Origin of the sequence: Bdellovibrio sp. HCB209 (assembly GCF_047306065.1) — a bacterium.
Classification (GTDB): domain Bacteria; phylum Bdellovibrionota; class Bdellovibrionia; order Bdellovibrionales; family Bdellovibrionaceae; genus Bdellovibrio.
In genome coordinates, this window is the sequence record NZ_CP178618.1 from 2,308,668 (window position 1) to 2,324,458 (window position 15,791).

General features: G+C 45.3%; 11 protein-coding genes and 1 tRNA gene. 3 read left to right on the forward strand and 9 right to left on the reverse strand.

What is annotated here, in order from left to right; genetic code table 11:
- Positions 1 to 186: 186 nt before the first annotated feature.
- Positions 187 to 269, forward strand: a tRNA-Leu gene (locus ACLVWP_RS11325).
- Position 270: 1 nt separating this feature from the next.
- Here ACLVWP_RS11325 and ACLVWP_RS11330 read toward each other — a convergent pair.
- Together ACLVWP_RS11330 and ACLVWP_RS11335 are read right to left on the reverse strand one after the other, a co-directional pair.
- A complete protein-coding gene (locus ACLVWP_RS11330; RefSeq protein ID WP_413557361.1) occupies positions 271 to 579 on the reverse strand; it encodes a DUF2834 domain-containing protein in 309 nt (102 codons plus the stop codon).
- Positions 580 to 624: 45 nt separating this feature from the next.
- Entirely contained in the window at positions 625 to 1,218 is a 594-nt protein-coding gene (locus ACLVWP_RS11335; RefSeq protein ID WP_413557362.1) for a hypothetical protein, read from the reverse strand.
- A 287-nt stretch (positions 1,219 to 1,505) separates the two neighbouring features.
- Here ACLVWP_RS11335 and ACLVWP_RS11340 point away from each other — a divergent pair, with 287 nt between their 5' ends.
- Positions 1,506 to 1,850, forward strand: a complete 345-nt coding sequence (locus ACLVWP_RS11340; RefSeq protein ID WP_413557363.1) for a hypothetical protein — start codon at positions 1,506 to 1,508, stop codon at positions 1,848 to 1,850.
- 35 nt (positions 1,851 to 1,885) lie between these two features.
- Here the strand turns inward: ACLVWP_RS11340 and ACLVWP_RS11345 are convergent, their stop codons facing one another.
- The 4 genes from ACLVWP_RS11345 to ACLVWP_RS11360 are packed head-to-tail and all read right to left on the reverse strand — an operon-like array spanning position 1,886 to position 7,742.
- A complete protein-coding gene (locus ACLVWP_RS11345) occupies positions 1,886 to 3,154 on the reverse strand; it encodes an EF-hand domain-containing protein (protein ID WP_413557364.1) in 1,269 nt (422 codons plus the stop codon).
- Positions 3,155 to 3,196: 42 nt separating this feature from the next.
- Positions 3,197 to 4,198 carry a PilW family protein gene (locus ACLVWP_RS11350; RefSeq protein ID WP_413557365.1) on the reverse strand — a complete coding sequence of 334 codons (1,002 nt, stop codon included), beginning with the start codon at positions 4,196 to 4,198 and terminating at the stop codon, positions 3,197 to 3,199.
- The gene (locus ACLVWP_RS11355; RefSeq protein WP_413557366.1) at positions 4,195 to 4,647 is read right to left on the reverse strand and encodes a hypothetical protein; all 453 of its coding nucleotides are present in this window, start codon (positions 4,645 to 4,647) and stop codon (positions 4,195 to 4,197) included. The genes ACLVWP_RS11350 and ACLVWP_RS11355 overlap by 4 nt, the downstream gene beginning before the upstream one ends.
- The gene (locus tag ACLVWP_RS11360) at positions 4,644 to 7,742 is read right to left on the reverse strand and encodes a hypothetical protein (RefSeq protein ID WP_413557367.1); all 3,099 of its coding nucleotides are present in this window, start codon (positions 7,740 to 7,742) and stop codon (positions 4,644 to 4,646) included. The genes ACLVWP_RS11355 and ACLVWP_RS11360 overlap by 4 nt, the downstream gene beginning before the upstream one ends.
- A 234-nt stretch (positions 7,743 to 7,976) precedes the next feature.
- Between ACLVWP_RS11360 and ACLVWP_RS11365 the strand changes: the two genes are divergently transcribed.
- Positions 7,977 to 9,380 (forward strand): aldehyde dehydrogenase family protein, encoded by a 1,404-nt coding sequence (locus ACLVWP_RS11365; RefSeq protein WP_413557368.1) that lies wholly within the window; start codon positions 7,977 to 7,979, stop codon positions 9,378 to 9,380.
- Here ACLVWP_RS11365 and ACLVWP_RS11370 read toward each other — a convergent pair.
- The 3 genes from ACLVWP_RS11370 to ACLVWP_RS11380 form a co-directional block, all read right to left on the reverse strand.
- Positions 9,377 to 11,596 carry a cation:proton antiporter gene (locus ACLVWP_RS11370; protein WP_413557369.1) on the reverse strand — a complete coding sequence of 740 codons (2,220 nt, stop codon included), beginning with the start codon at positions 11,594 to 11,596 and terminating at the stop codon, positions 9,377 to 9,379. The genes ACLVWP_RS11365 and ACLVWP_RS11370 overlap by 4 nt on opposite strands.
- A 101-nt stretch (positions 11,597 to 11,697) precedes the next feature.
- Positions 11,698 to 13,317 (reverse strand): S8 family serine peptidase, encoded by a 1,620-nt coding sequence (locus ACLVWP_RS11375; RefSeq protein ID WP_413557370.1) that lies wholly within the window; start codon positions 13,315 to 13,317, stop codon positions 11,698 to 11,700.
- Positions 13,318 to 13,656: 339 nt separating this feature from the next.
- Positions 13,657 to 15,753 carry a site-specific recombinase gene (locus ACLVWP_RS11380; RefSeq protein WP_413557371.1) on the reverse strand — a complete coding sequence of 699 codons (2,097 nt, stop codon included), beginning with the start codon at positions 15,751 to 15,753 and terminating at the stop codon, positions 13,657 to 13,659.
- Positions 15,754 to 15,791: the final 38 nt, after the last annotated feature.

Consider the following 15,791-nt stretch of genomic DNA (forward strand, 5'->3'; position numbering starts at 1 on the left):
CCCTAACAGGGGTTAATCGGAAAAAATAAATTTGCGATTTTTTCGGGCAAACTGGGAACCAGCGGTTCACTGGACCCGTTTAAATGGGCTTAATCGTGCTGCATTGCAACCTATTGACTCTGACGGCTTCAGAAGGTTACTTTTAAGGTCCCTTAGCTCTTATATAAGAGCCTTTCTTTTCGGTGCGCGCCGGTGGTGGAATTGGTAGACACGTACGTTTGAGGGGCGTATGCGCAAGCGTGGGGGTTCAAGTCCCCCCCGGCGCACCATTTACTTTTCAGCTGAGTGACGCTTAAAGAAATAAAGCGGCAAAGCTAAAGACAACCCTACAGTAAGATTCGCAACCAGAACAAAACACCATCCGGTGACATTGTTCTTCTTAGAGTCGCCATAAGACCACAGCAAAAACGCAATTGATGAGATGATTAAATCTACCGCAAAAAATCGGGAGACACTGTTTGCAAAGAGTAGATCCATCATAAGAGAAAGATCCAACCCCTGATTCATAAGAAACGGCAGAAAGAAATAATATGGCACAACCGTGCCGAGAATAGCCAGAAAGAGCCAAATAGTTCGCATACTGCATTCTATATGGCTCTTGGTAGCGCAGACAAGTTTTCCGATTTAAAAAACTTTCGAGCAAGACATAGCTTTGCTTGAGTTCACAAACTTCATCGATCCTGATTTGTTGATCAAGCTTTGTTCGCGGACACGGTACATATCACCAACAGGTGTGTCCTTACCGTCCCACATGTTTTGTAGAGAGGCTTTGTATTCGAAAGTACCGTCTGCGCGAACAGTCAGTTCTAACTTCAAAATATCGCCGGAGCGTTCTTGTTGAAGCTCTCTCAGGAATTCATTGCCTGGAGCATTGTAAACATACTCAAGACCACCGGATGCTTTTAGATTGAACACGCCATCACGTTGAACGCTGGATGAACGAAGCAACACTTCACGACCTTCAATAGTTGCGATCACGTATTGAACGCTTTTCTCCATCGTAAGACCCATTGTATTTTCTCTGAATTCACGGATCTCATCAGGATGCATAAATCTAGATAGATCTGCATCTGTCGGAACATAAAGACCCAGCTCAGAACGGATTGATTGAGAGTTTTTTGCTAAAGCTTCAAGACCTGCAGTTACATATTGAAAGCTTTCAGCGTGAGCCGCTACCGTTGTCACTAAGAACATAAAAGACAGTAAAACTGATTTCATATAATCTCCTGTACTTATTAAAAACGTTCGTATTCGATGAAATAGGTTTTACAGAATTTAAGCAGAACTTTCGAGCGACCAATCCTGACGAGGATTTAGCCCTAGTTTCATATACTTACAGCCATAAAAAAGACCCACCCTCAGATTGAGGCCATTAGAAGACCGAGATCAACTAAAATGGGGCTTATTTTAAATCGGCGAAACTACGCCGCATTCTTCGTCAGGATTGGTCGCTCGATTAAGCGGAGTGGATTTTATAAGATGCTTAAATAACAAAGGAGTTTATTATGAAAACACTATTGATCGTTATGACTATGATTATTTCTACAACGGCACTTGCTGCTAACAAAGACAAAAGCTGCAACGCTTATTTTAAAGCTGCTACAAGCAACGCTAAACCTCAAGTTCGTATCGAGCTTGGTTTGAAAGCAATGGCTATTGCTGCAGAGTTGACTTTAACTCCAGCACAAGAGTCAAAAATTCTTGCGAATTCATTGAACTTTATTTCTCAAAATCCTAGCAAACAAGACGACTTCGAAAAAATGTTCCAATTCGCTTGTACGAATGATTTAGACGCTGATGAAGTTGAGCAATTGGCAGCGCAACTAGAACAACTGGAGTCTATGAACTAACCTAGCTCCCTCCCCATCCCAAGACCTGGCTGAGACTATTTAGTCTCGGCCAGTGTTGTCGGCACATAAGGAGCGAGCCAGATATCGTAGATATTCCCGGTTTTGGTTTTACCTTTTGAATCTTTGTACGAGAACTTTGCGCGCTCGCGGATTTCGGCTTTCCCACGACTCTCAGCAGTTACAGTGTACTTCAAAGAAATTTTGGTGAGTTTATTCTTAGCCTTTACCAACTCATCCGGCTGACTGACACCATCCCCATTTTTATCATTCCAAAGAACAAGTTTACCAAAGTCTTTATCTTTGGCGTCGATCACGCCGTCTTTATTAGTGTCGAACTGTCTTAATGCTTCAAAACCATTTTTCGCAGAGTTGTTGTTACCAAATAGCTCGTCTTTTTTATCGATCTTGCCATTCTTATCATGGTCTATCGCCAGGAAATATCCCGGACTGTTGGCATCCGGCCAATACGTTTTTCCTGCTGGATTTAAAGGGAAATCAGAGATGGTATTGAAGGTCGGAAGTTTTTCATCAAAGAAAACCATCAGCGGAGACCAGAAGCCTCCGCAGAAACCCGTTTCTCCGGGAAAACTAATAAATAGTTCGACTAAAGAACGATCAGGTGAAACATTAAAGCCACCAAACGTCGCAGTGATCTCACCGTCTTTGCCCATAAATTCACCGCAGGCATATGTTGGCATTTTTGAAGACCAGCCGTAATCACCAAACACTGGCTCGGCACTACAATCCTGAACTGTCTGTTTGAAACTCAAATCACCTAGAGCCACCGGGTCTTTAGAAACTGTAATATTGGCTTCGTTATCGACGCTCACAGAAGTGGGAATGCTTGTTTTAAACTCCACAATATTTCCGTAAGCGGAGACTTTTCCGCCCACCGGTTTTACGCCGGCTATGCTAGGGTTAAAGTAGCCCACTTGGCCTGATGTGGGATTTCCACTTCCTTTGGCTCCCACTAAGGCTGCGGGATACTCTGCAAACAGCTGATATGTCGCACCACCGACTCTAATATTTATATCCGCACTTATAGTCGAGCTTCGCGCAAGGGGATTTGAAACCGCACGCAGGTTGGTCGCAAAACAAGAGTTCACCAAACGTATTGTCATAGTGCCACGACCAGAACGAGTCACAGTCCCCGAGGCAGGCGCCCCAGAAAGAGCTTCCCCGGCGGAAACAGAGTTCACCGCCATTGGTACGTCCTTACTGACCGTGACCAACGACTCTTCACTGGCATGAGCCAAACCTGTGATTCCCATCATAGAGATAATGACAGAAAGTATTTTTCTCATAACGCCCCCTAAATCTCCCACATACGTCCAAAATCCAAAAATCTATTTCTTCTTAGCCTTCTCGATCTTAAAATAAATCATTTTCTTAATAACCGAGTCGCGGCGAAACAGAACTCGGCCAACACCATCGGCCATCAACGTTCTCTGTACAAATTTTCCGTTTTCATATTCTCCGGAAAAAAAGTTCATCGGTGGCACTTCATAGTCAGATGCTTTTTTCTTGGTATCAGGTTCGATGTAGTACTTTACTAGCCGTGCGGCACGAACTCGCACCATTGTTTGTCCACCACCAACGGATGGGACCTTTCTCAAAAAATTATCCAGGCTTGTGATTTTGTCTCCCGAATACGGCTGAGTCAGATTGAACATTCCCGCCGCTTCTCCTGACATGTTTTGCAAATCATCGCTCCCCGACTTAATAGATCCCAAATAAATAGGACTGCGGGGAGGAATCGTATTATCTATGTCATCGCTGTCACCCGGTCGAATACGGCTGGGAGTATCAAAGAATAAAATCCCCGCCTCATACCAGAAGCCGGGGCGACCACCGTTTTTCTCGTTAGTGATCCATTTTTTATTCTTAGTTGCATTGAATGTCAGCTGCGCAGGAGTATTTGGATCCGGAGGCTCAACACCGACGTCATAAGCCCACATAGGATCATAAGTTAGCAATGGGCCTGCGGATGCATTCTGAGTAATCGTATAAAACTCACTAGTTCCGCCGGATTTCAGAACTACTTCCCTGTCTACGCGAACCTTAAGAACATTTTCAGTGACGTCGGGGTAAAAATCATAAAAGTTATTCCCGTTATCGTCTTTTAAGATGAGGTTGTTGTAGGCGATATCAATACCATTCAAATCTTTGAACAGAATCCTTTCCGCTAAATTTTGATCGACGGAATCATCAAGCTTACGAACCATTTCCATATTCTGTTGTGACATCTTAACTTGAACGGACACAATAATTGCCATCACGATCGAGAGCAAGGCCACCCCGATCATGAGTTCAATAACTGTCATACCGTTCTTGTTAAATTTAATCATTTTGCACTCACCACAAATGTATAGTCTCGATAGGGTTCTTCAGCTGGCCAGCTTTTGTGAGCCAACCGCAATGTCACTAAATACAGGCCACGATACTTATCAAAGGGCTGAATCACGTATCCATAGCTTCCTTGACAGCGATCGCACTGACCTTTTTCTGCGACCACACCGACATCCCAAACCATAGGTAGGTTTTCAAGTTTCAAATAGTAGTCGACAGAAGCCTTATCTAAATTGAAATTCACCTGATACTTTTGAACACCCGCTTTGATATTTTCCGCGATGTCTGCAATTTGTCTGTCCATGGCAGAGTCCATCAGACTATCGGCCGACGTTTTTCTAAGCTGCGCAAAGCCGCCAAAAAATACCAAGCCCACAAAGGTTATCAAGCCCAATGCAACGAGAGACTCGATAACTGACTGCCCTCGTTTGTTACTTAAGTTCTTCATAGGCCGGCCCCTTCTCTGGACTGTTCAACTACGAAATAGCGAATAATGCGTCGTTTGCAGGTAGGCACAGTTTGCATTTTTCCTGGCTCGACACCGCAATCAGGATCCACAGCGGTCCATTTAAATGGGTCTGCTTTTGCACGAAGACTGATTACATTACAGGACATGCGATCTGCGGTTTCTTGAATAGATGGAATCGGATGCCAAATGGGTGAAGGAAGGCTATCACACTTCGTAACACTAGATTCATCAGACAAAGCATAGAGGATTTTACGTTTTCTCAAGATACGCGTCGCCTGAGGATGGTAAATACTATACCAGTGAATTCCGGTGCGGATTGCCTGCTCATCTATTTTTAAAGTTTTTCCAATGATAAATGTACCTACGATAGTCAGCGGCTTCATACGACCGCCTTTGATCGTCAAATTGTCGCAAGTAAAAAATCCCGTAACGAAAGATGTCGACGGCTCGATCACACAATTACCGACGATAGAGTTCACAATAAACTCTGTGCTATCCACCGTAAAATCACGATTCGCCACTATAGGCTCACTCTCGTGTCCGGCCTCTTTTGGAACTGAGGAATCTAAACCTGCAAAGTTCCATGACGAACGAGTGCCCCCTGAAAAGCTAGTACCCCAGTTTGCGGCGCCAAAAGACTGTGAATTCATATTGTCATAAAAATCTTCGCAGCTCTGCGCGATATCAACGGAGCTTCCTGCCTCATCTTCTTCGGTTCCTGATGTATTCGGCGTTGCCGACAATCCCGATGGTCTATCAATTTTTCCCGAAGAATCGATTGTGTAATTCAGATATCCAAGTAAATGAGTATTACTCTTTGCATCAGGTGCGACGGGTTTACTATTCCAATACGTCCCATCATAGGCTTTATATCTAACAGAGAAGTTAGTTATTTGATTTCCATTGGCATCACGCAGATTCATCGCATTGGTGATATTCACGGTCAAGTTGGCCCGATCTAAATACTCACGGCCACTGCCTGTTTTTACCGGATCCATCTCGATTGTGAATTTTGGAGGATTATCGATGATCTGTTGATAGTCCGCCAGCTTAGCAGTTGCTGCGTTCAGGTCCGCTGTTGCCTGATTATTTTGATTGTTTAAATCAGCAATCTTTCCTTGTAGACGAACAATGTCCTTATCCAGATTAGAAATTTTAGTTTCCAAATCACTAATCTCTCTGTTCAACGTCGCAATTGTATCGGGATTTTGATATTGCGTTGAATCCACCACCGTCGGTGAAGGATTGACAGTCGCTACCGGTGAAATTGTCGGATTTACCGTGGGCTCCACTGTTGGACTGATCGTTGGTGAAGCTGTCGGATCTGTAGTTGGAGCAGGAGATGGCTCCGGAGTCCCCGACGGAGACGGACTGACATTTGGAGAAGGCACTGGCGTGGGTGAAGCAGAATAAACTGGCTTCGCCAGCTCTTTTTGCAAATCACTTTTCTTAGAGGCTAGATCTGTTTTCGCTGTCGCCAGATCAGCCTTAGCTTTATTTAGATCAGACTGATAATTCGCACCTGTAGTTGTCGATCCAAGAAGAACTGCATTTGCATCACTGATAATTCGTTGCAATTCATTTTTTTTAGTTTCATTCACCACTGATGGCTCTAAAACTGCAGATCCATACTTGGTTAAATCAAACACCACCTCACGAAAATTGGGGCTATTTCCATAAGACAGAGAGATACTGGTTACTGCGCCCGACACCGCTTTATCACCCCATTTATCGATATTTTTTATTTCAGCCTTACCTTGAGCCCAGTTGTCTAAATTGGGCAAGGGGATCGAATTTTTCTGAGGATAATACTGATTATAATTGCTAAGAGTGATTTTATACTTAGATTTTTGTGTCGCACCATCTGTGGATGAATCAACACTCTTAGCCTTCATCGTGGAAACCTTCATCGTTTTGATGTCCACCGTCTTTTTATTGTAATCTGCGCAAATACGATTCCAATCGAAGCTCCCCGACAAGATTCCATTTGAGCGCCCCGACAACACTTCAAGTCCGGCATCAGAACTACCATCATTTTCAATCCCACCTAAAAAACCACCAAAGACACGTGAGTCAGACCAATATCGATCTGGCAATCCACCCATCGTTGTTGGAGCATAGGGAGTTCCATCAGGCTGCAAAATCCAACCATTACCCATGTAAACGCGGTCAGCAAAGGTCACTGCTGAGTAGTTTGAACTCGCCGCCTTCCCACCATCAGCCGGAAGAAAAATATTTCCATTAACGAATACGGGGCTGTAAAAAACCAAACCAGGGCTACTGCCCACCAGAGTTCTATTTGCAAATTTGTGTAAGTTAACGTCTCCAAATTTGTCTGCGGGTATCACCGCATTCCACGCTTGATCTAAATGTAGATCACGAGGTAGAACCAATCCGAAAGAACCCATCTCTCTTGGGAAAACTGTGATCTGCGAGCGTACTTCTAAGGGGGCTCGGCCGATTTGAATGACATTACTAGAACTGTCTAACAAGGAAGCCTCGGCCATCACATAGACTTCACGACCTGACTTCGGCAAATAACCAGAATTTTCAGGACGGGTTAGTACAATGCGAATACCTTTAACCTTGATAACCTCACCATTGGTTTCATTCACAACGCTTTTTAAAGCATCAACGATTGAAAACAAAGGATGTGCCGGAGAAACAGGAAAACTTAAAAGTAGTTCAATCTTATCAACGCGCAGCTTATTCATATCTGCATTGTGAGGACCGATATTAGCACCTGCTGCCACCATCTCCTTCAACGACTGCAACTGTTCATCCGACATCACCAGGCGTTCGACATTCCCCGCGTGGTTCCAATTACACGCATCGATGTTTTGCAAAAGCGTATTGTTGTCGAAACAGTATTTTTGGCGGATACCAAAAACCACATAGTCCATGGCGCTGTTCACGGCGAACTTCAAATTCACGACGTTCTTGGTTTTTACGATTTGTTTTTTCTGAGCAATTACATAAGACGAAAGAAAATAAAAGCTGATCCCCATTACGATAATGGCGGCGAGAACCTGCAAAATAGCGTTACCTTTTTTATTTCTCAAAAGTACTGACATATTGGTGGCCTCGAGTGATGTCTCTTTATCGGAACAATCCAAACAAATCGACATGTACATCCACCGTAATTGCTGTGATTTCGGACCCTTACTTAGGAAACTGCGCTAGTGATAACACGGCTGCAAAATCAGTTTTAAGGAAGTGGTAAAGTTCGAGACACACACCTTCATAAGTTCGATGTGTTTTCAGACATGGGGCTTTACCTTCTGCCAGATGTTCCCTAAGCTAAACACATGATCGAACAACTGCCACTTCGCCAAAAAGTCTTTTCTCAGCATGCTCGCAACGATTCCTGGCATCAGAGGTACGAGTACCTTGAAACGCTGGAACGCCTGATCACAGAAAATCAGGCCGAGATCTGCAAAGCTCTCCACCTTGATTTCAAAAAGCCCGAGGTGGAGGCGCTAAGTGCCGAAGTGATGCCTCTATTAAAAGAAATCCGTTTCACGCAAAAGAACCTAAAAAAGTGGATGAAGCTTCAACGGGTTTCGACTCCGCTGCTTTTGATGGGATCTAAAAGCTACACTCGCTTTGAAGCCCTTGGGTCCTGTTTGATCATCGCTCCTTGGAACTATCCCATTTATCTTTCCCTGTGCCCGATGATTTCGGCACTTGCGGCAGGAAATGGGGTGGTCTTAAAGCCTTCGGAATATGCGCCGAACTCCAGCCGACTTCTTCATAAGTTGCTGCCAAAGTATTTCAAGCAAGAACAAGTCGCCGTGGTTGAGGGTGGTCCGGAAACGACAACTGCCCTCCTTGCCCTGCCTTTTGATCATGTTTTCTTTACCGGAAGTACCGAGGTCGGTAAGCACATCATGAAGGGCGCTTCGCAAAACTTGGCGCGAATCACTTTGGAGCTGGGAGGAAAATCCCCAACCATCGTGGATAATACCGCTGACCTAAAACTCGCAGCACAAAAGATCCTTTGGGCGAAATTTCTAAATGCAGGACAGACCTGCATCGCCCCTGATTACCTTTTTGTTCAGGATTCGATCCATCACCACTTCATTAAATTACTTAAAGCCGAACTTGAAGTGTTCTATGGAACCCACAAGGATGACGTCAGATCATCCAAGAGCTTTGCACGTATCATCAACCGCAAACATGCGGACCGCCTTAAAGGGCTACTTGAAGATGCCCTAGCAAACAACGCCTCCCTATTAGCGGGAGGTGAGGTGGTTCTTGAAGAAAATTATGTCGCACCAACACTCTTAGATAACGTCGATGTGCACAGCAAAGTGATGAACGAGGAGATCTTTGGGCCGATTCTGCCGATCTTTAAGTTCAAAGAATTCAGTGAAGTGGTGCACTTTATTAACGAAAAACCAAAGCCCCTGACCATTTACCTTTACTCAAACTCTGAACTCCATGTTCGCCAATTGATGAAGGAAACAAGTTCGGGAACACTCTCGATCAATGACTCGATGGTCTCGATGCTAAACCCTCACCTGCCCTTCGGCGGCGTGGGAGCGAGTGGTCTAGGTAACTATCATGGGCTATATGGGTTTGAGACCTTTTCGCACAAAAAGGCGATCTTCAAGCAAGGCTGGGCCGGAAAATTTATGGCCATGCTCTTCCCGCCTTATGACGCTGGAAAATTAGAGATCATCAAAAAGCTGATTAAGCTGAAACTTTAAACCAGCTCCAGAATTCGCGAGCGGTCGCCGACGATCCATAATAAATCCCCGATTTGCAGAATTTCGGCAGAGTCAGGGTTTAGGATGCGGTGACCTTCGCGCTCGATCCCCACGACCAATCCGTGGGTGTTTTCACGAAGTCCGCTGTCACGGATGCTTTTACCCAGGAATATAGACTCTTCTGTCAAAACGTACTTTTCCAAAGAGTATTCAGAAAGTTCATCCTCTGTGTCTAAATAGTCGTCTTCCGCATCGATGAATGCTTTGAACTTCGCCAACTGCTCATCGGTCCCGATAACAAAGACGATATCTTGCGGCATCAGCATCACATCACGGCCCGGAGCCATGATTTTGCGACGACCACGTTCAATCAAAGCAACCGTTACACCGAAACGTTCACGGATCGACAATTCCGCCAACGGCATTCCCACATAGTGAGCTTCGGCAGGAACTTTGAATTCAGTTAAATGGGCATCCCAAGGAGCCAAAGCTTGAGTGTGTTTGCGAGCAGGCACCTTACGCACATCTTCGGTCAAATTCGTGATGAAGCGATTTTCAAACCACTGATAGATCGAACGAAGCTTGGTCGACAAAACATAACCCACAACCACTGCCATCCAGGCGGTAATTCCTAAAGCCCAACCGAGCGGAACAAACTGCGCCACCATCGCACCGATAAGCCCCACAGCTAACATCACACGAGAGACCACAAAGATATAATTCTGGGTCCCGCGAACCTCGCCCGGAACCAGGCTATCAAATTGTTTCGTGCGCCCGAAAGCCAACGCCCACAAAAAGGGCGAGCTAATAATCAGAGTCGTCGTCAAAGTTAAAAACTTAGCGGAGCCTTCTTCAACTTGATGATTCAATAAATACGGCAACGTCACTCGCGCCATCAACAAGAACACACCAATGACGATCACAGCATTTAAGAAAATCTTAAATACATAAGAGCGAACTTGATCACGAGATTCCTTGTTCGCCGTCATCGTAAATGAAAACAATGAATAACGATCTAAAGACTCAATCAAATCCTTCGGCAGTTTTCTTTCCAAAAGTTGATAAGTCCCATCAGCCATACGGATCATGAAAGGAGTTGTAAATGCCGTCAGCACCGACACAGAAACCGCCAACGGATAAAGCTCAGGTCTTACAACCTTAAAGCCCACCCCCACCGTCGCGATAATGAAAGAAAACTCCCCGATCTGCGAAAGACTCATCCCGGTTTGCAACGAGGACCGCAAAGACTGACCCGACAAAATCGCACCGACCGTAACACCTGCAGTTTTCCCCAGAATAACCAAAGTCGATAACAACAGGATCACCTGCCAGTGATTTACGATCACATCTGGATCAATCAACATCCCCACAGAGATAAAGAACACCGCAGAGAAAAGTGTTTTAATCGGATTCACCAAATGATGAATACGCTCACCCTCGATAGTTTCAGCTAAAATGGAACCGGTGATAAAAGCACCCAAGGCCGCAGAAAAACCAACTTTCACCGCGAACACAACCATCGCCAGACAAAGTCCGACAGAAACAACCAAGATCGTTTCCTCTGTCAGAATTTTCTGTGCGCGTTTTAGTGCTGTCGGTAACCAAAAGATCCCGACCACAAACCATAAAGAGAGATAAAACGCGAGTTTTAAGAAGGACATCAACATATCCCCTCCCGCCACATCACGAGTCACCGCAATCGACGTCAGGAATACCAAAAGCAAAACGGCCACGAGGTCTTCAATAACCAAAACACCCATGACGATGCTGACGAATTTCATATTCTTGAAACCCATCTCCTCAATCGTACGCATGGCAATCGAGGTGGATGAGATTGCTAGGATCCCCCCTAGGAACAAACAGTCCATCAGATCCCACCCCAAGAGTTTTCCCGTGGTGAAACCAATCAAAGTCATAAAGCCCACTTCAAAAAGGGCCGTGATTCCCGCAGAACCTCCGACGCGAATCAGTTTTTTAAAACTGAACTCCAGCCCTAATGCGAATAACAAAAAGATCACACCGATATCGGCCCACAGCTGCACTCCTTCAGAACTGCTGACCGTTCCGAAAAGTCCCACTTTCGGGCCAATCAGAAATCCGGCAACCAAGTATCCAAGGACTACGGGTTGATTTAGTCTTTTAAAGAGAAGAGTGACGATACCTGCGGTACCAAGAATAAGGGCCAAATCGCTAATCAATGCCGGAAGATTGTGCATGTTAAAAGCGTACGCCCTCGCTGGCCACGGCGTAAAGAGAAAATAAAAAAAGGCCCGCAATCCATGCGAGCCTAATTTCAAAATCTAAATTTTAGATCTAATTACTTAGCTGATAGAGCCGCTTGAACAGCTGCTTCAGCATTAACAACACCAGCACCGTATTCGTTGTTGTTGTTTGGACCCAAAGCCGTCGCAGTTGAAGTCAAGATTTGCTTAACTTGTGCGCCGTTAAGGTTTTTGTTAGCTGCTTTTACAAGAGCCGCTACACCAGCAACGTGCGGAGTTGCCATTGATGTACCGTCGAAAGCTGCGTAGTCAGTTGCAACAGTTTGTAGAGTTGCTTTTACTTCTTTACCAGCAGTCAAAGTCTCAACGATTTTCTTACCAACTTCTTGTTCGATCATGAACACAGCAACTGGAAGAACAGAACCATCAGAAGTCAAAGCGCCTTGGATCAAACCTGGAGCGTTGTTGTAGATAACTGCGCCAACTGCACCCGCTTTGATAGCGTTTTGGATTTTAACAGAGAAATTGATTTCGCCACGACCGATCAAAGCGTATTTACCTTTGAAGTCTTTACCTGCGAAATCAGTATCTTTACCAAGACCTGCATCAACCAAAACGTTCGTTTCAGCAGTCAATACTTCGCGAGCACCTTGGAAAGTTGTAGAGTTCACTGGAGCTTGTTTGCCGCCAGTTGCGATTTTAACAGAAGACTCACGACCAGTACCTTGTGGAACTGAAGAAACTACTGCTGCACCCGGAGCTACGATTGCCAATTCTGGACCGTATTGAGAGAAGTCAGTTTTCTTAAGAGTGTTGTCGATAGCACCAACTGCGATAACAGTTGGAAGAGCTGCTGGGTAAGAAACGCGAGCTGAACCGTCGTTACCAGAAGCTGCTACAACAGTAAGACCTGCTTTAGCTGCTTTTGCGATAGCATCACGCTCACCTGGAGTAGACCAAGCACCACCAAGAGACATAGAGATTACGTCAACTTTTTGAGCGATACCCCAGTTAACACCCGCTGCGATAGCTGCGTTTGAACAACCGTTTTCAGAGCACACGCGACCAGCCAATAGTTTCGCTTGAGGAGCAACACCAGTGAAACCGTTGTTGTCTAGAACACCAGCGATTGTACCTGCACAGTGTGAACCGTGACCGATTTTATCAGAGAAGTCAGAACCATCTGATTCACCAGTAAAGTCTTTACCTTGTTCGAAGTTAGCTTTCAAAGATGGATGTTCTTTATCGATACCAGTATCTAGAACAAGAACGCGAGCGCCTTGACCTTGATTTGATTTGTTCCATGCTTCAGGTGCTTTAACTGCCAAGATCCCCCATGGAGTTTTAGCGCCTGGAACTTTAGGAGCGTTTTTAACTGGAACTGACAACCAACCACGCACTGGAAGTGGTGCTGGATGGAAAACTTCTTTTTCAACGTATGCCACTGCTGGATCGTTTTGAAGTTTTGCAATTTCAGTGTCGTTTTTTGCATCAACGATCAAAGTATTAAGATGCTCAAGACTTTGTTCGATTTCTGCGTCAACCGGAGTAGCTACTGCTTTACCAGTCTTAAGAGCGCCAGAGCCCTTAGTTCTGTAAGCCATGTTTGCAGCTTGGAAAGTTTGTGAATCCTTCATGATTACAATTACACGCTCAGCTTGAGCAGAAGTTGCAACCAATAGAGACAGGATTAGTGAAAACAAATTAAGTTTCATGAATAGGTCCCCCCATATTCCGTGGACTTCATCCCTTTAGAAGTCCTTATGGAGAGGGAGTTCATTTCATGCTGAACATTTTATCAAGTACTCTTTTGGAACCACCTAAAAATATTTTTGTCCGCGAAAAAGTGAAATTTTCTGTCAAGCCGTGCTCCCCGAGTTGTAGTTCCAAAGTGGCACCTCAGTTCAAAACTAGAACCATTTCGCGCTTAAGTATTAGAATCACTTATAGAAGGTATGATTTTATTTGAGATGGCGTGCTTAAAATTAAACCACCGCAAGCGACGCATTGCGGTGGTTAATTTTTGTGAATGAGGAATTTTTAGGCACGGAACTCTAGTGAGAATGCCCGCCTGGAGCTGATTTCGGGACTGTTTTTCCGACCGGCAAAAAGAAGCTTAAAGGATGATGAAGCAGTCTGCGGAAGACTGCTTTACGAATCGCACGACGAGTTGGTGGCGTCACTGCACGGGCTTTAATAGCCACCCAGAACGCCATCGCAAAACTCACACTGACGTTAAAGAAACCAATAAATAAAACTCCGATCACAGCTCTCCAGAAAAGCCATGTCTTTAAAAATCCTACGCCCAACACTGGCATCGCCGCTCCCATCGTCCCTGAGGACAAAGTCACGTGACGCACATCCAGCGGAATCCCCATGAAGCGCATAATCTCGGGAGTCATCCCCAGCATCACACCCAAAGAAATATTCCCCAGAAGACCGGAAATGTTTTTTTCAAAGAACAAAGCAATCTTGCGCGCACCCACACGACCAAAGATCGTCATCAGCGTTGGACTGCGCCCCAGAGTCGTACGTAAAGAGTTCAGTGCATACCAGTTGTCACCCCAACCTGCGAACAAACTTGAAAGCCACAACAAGATCCCTGTGAAGGCCGCATAGAAAATCGCCGGCCCAAAGATATCAACAGAGGTAAACGCTTTCATCGCACTCGCTTCAGACATGATGTGCTTTCCAGATAAAAGGAAATACATCGCATCTATTAATAGAGTGGTTGGAATCACCATCAAAACGTTTCCGCCGACAGCTGCAACTTGCGAGCGAATCAAGTGAGCGATCTCGTCCACCATGCGCTCCATCCCCTCTTCGGAATCGACTTCGCGCATACGTTCCGCCAAAGCAGGTGCTGTCATCGCAGGCTGCTTCGTTCCTAACGTAAAGCCCACAAGATGGATCACCACGAAGCTGATCGCATAGTTCATAGAGGCGGCAACACCAATCATGAACTCAGATAAACCAACCGCTAAAATTCCTGTCTTTATATAGACAGTAAAGGCCGTGACAAAACCACCCCCGGCAGCAGCCGTCACCATGCGACGGTATTCTTCCTTGGTACGAGTGATGTAATGCTCGCCCGTTTCAGCTGCTCGTTCGACGACTTTTTTTGCCAGTAAGTTGATGCTTTGAGAAAGAAGTGCACCGACGCTTTGTAGCTCGTGATTTTCTTCAATCAAGCCAGCAAGGAACGACGTTACCTTTTTAGCATCCGGCACATCAGTGATAAGAATATCCACGAGACTATCGATACGCTGAAGATAAATACGCAAACGAGTCATCTGGAAAACCAGATTCACGCTAACACCGTACTCATCCAAATGCTTGTGAACTTGCGAAAGTTCACGACGGCATTCCCAAACGACCAAACGCAGGCGGCTTGCCTTTTCAAAAAAGATTTCAGGGCGCCCGCTCGCGTGAGCCGTCATAAACTCTTCAAGAGCTTTCACTAAGGCATAAAAAGCTGAATCACGGAAACTTTGCTTATCCAAACGATGACGAATGGCTGGCGAAAGCCCGATCGCGCGAACTTGGATGCCCAAGTAAATCAACGCGTCTTCCATATCGCGGTCTAAACGATTCCAATCAGATTCCGTCGGAGACACTTGGTAGTTAAATAGATCTAGCAACTTCGCAAAAAGCACATGATCAATCGAAGCGACCCACACCGGATCCTTGGCACTTGGGAAAAGCTCCCAGAACAAGTAACCCAATTCGTGATCTAGCGGTGGGCTTGGCAACATCTTCATGATCAAGCGATCAAAAAATTCTCCGATAACTCCCAACTCACGCGGAAGCCCGGTCTCAGTGTAAAGCTCAAGACCGCTCACGTTTTTTACGACTGAACGTAAGATCACGGCTACATCGCGCTTCCATTCAGGATTGCGCTCTAAAACCATCAACACGTATCTTAAACGTGCAATAGCGATATGACCGTCAGCTCCGCCGCGCTCTTCTTGGCCTTCGATGTTCGCTTCATAGCGAACCCAACGAAGTAACATCACCAACCAATGAAGTTGGTCCTCGAGGTGTTTTTGATCAGAGGCAAAACTTAGGAGTGCATCTAAGTCACTGTGAACATGCCCGCGTTGTCTATGTAGCTTAAAGCGATGGAAGTAATTTCTGAGTTGCTCAAACATGTAAAAATTTTGCCCGAGACCCTGAGAACCTGCAAGCA

Bases quoted from the DNA above. Each gene is read 5' to 3' on its own strand.
- ACLVWP_RS11370 (WP_413557369.1), bottom strand. From the start codon at position 11,596: ATGCACAATCTTCCGGCATTGATTAGCGATTTGGCCCTTATTCTTGGT.
- ACLVWP_RS11375 (WP_413557370.1), bottom strand. From the start codon at position 13,317: ATGAAACTTAATTTGTTTTCACTAATCCTGTCTCTATTGGTTGCAACT.
- ACLVWP_RS11365 (WP_413557368.1), top strand. From the start codon at position 7,977: ATGATCGAACAACTGCCACTTCGCCAAAAAGTCTTTTCTCAGCATGCT.
- ACLVWP_RS11350 (WP_413557365.1), bottom strand. From the start codon at position 4,198: ATGATTAAATTTAACAAGAACGGTATGACAGTTATTGAACTCATGATC.
- ACLVWP_RS11380 (WP_413557371.1), bottom strand. From the start codon at position 15,753: ATGTTTGAGCAACTCAGAAATTACTTCCATCGCTTTAAGCTACATAGA.
- ACLVWP_RS11345 (WP_413557364.1), bottom strand. From the start codon at position 3,154: ATGAGAAAAATACTTTCTGTCATTATCTCTATGATGGGAATCACAGGT.
- ACLVWP_RS11335 (WP_413557362.1), bottom strand. From the start codon at position 1,218: ATGAAATCAGTTTTACTGTCTTTTATGTTCTTAGTGACAACGGTAGCG.
- ACLVWP_RS11355 (WP_413557366.1), bottom strand. From the start codon at position 4,647: ATGAAGAACTTAAGTAACAAACGAGGGCAGTCAGTTATCGAGTCTCTC.
- ACLVWP_RS11330 (WP_413557361.1), bottom strand. From the start codon at position 579: ATGCGAACTATTTGGCTCTTTCTGGCTATTCTCGGCACGGTTGTGCCA.
- ACLVWP_RS11360 (WP_413557367.1), bottom strand. From the start codon at position 7,742: ATGTCAGTACTTTTGAGAAATAAAAAAGGTAACGCTATTTTGCAGGTT.
- ACLVWP_RS11340 (WP_413557363.1), top strand. From the start codon at position 1,506: ATGAAAACACTATTGATCGTTATGACTATGATTATTTCTACAACGGCA.